1 protein-coding gene is annotated in these 400 nt (G+C 65.5%); it reads left to right on the top strand.

Annotated elements, in window-relative coordinates; all coding sequences use genetic code 11:
* The coding region (locus AC1DCG_RS25170) for a hypothetical protein (protein ID WP_477041763.1) at positions 1-400 on the top strand (400 nt) is incomplete at both ends.

Genomic DNA, 400 nt, shown 5'->3' with positions numbered 1-400 from the left:
CGCCGTCGCCGGCGCCGCCCTCTTTAGTTCAGGTCTTCGCCTTCGATCAGAAGGGCGACTGGATCGAGAGCCTGACGCCCTGGCTGTCGCTGTCCTTGCTGACCATGTTGTCGAAGTCCAGGCCGAAGCTGCAGCGCCTCACCCCTGCAACGGAGGAGGTAGCGACGGCCGGCGCGGCGCCCAGTCTCGCCCCCTCCACCAGCTTCGCTGGTCCCCCTCCCCCGCTTCGCGAGGGAGGAGAAAAGGAAAGGGCGGCGCCGTCGCCGGCGCCGCCCTCTTTAGTTCAGGTCTTCGCCTTCGATCAGAAGGGCGACTGGATCGAGAGCCTGACGCCCTGGCTGTCGCTGTCCTTGCTGACCATGTTGTCGAAGTCTGCTGACCATGTTGTCGAAGTCCAGGC

It is taken from the genome of Caulobacter sp. 10L414, assembly GCF_056395525.1.
Note: the sequence above shows the minus strand (reverse complement) of the source record. Positions and strands in the feature narration are given on the sequence as shown.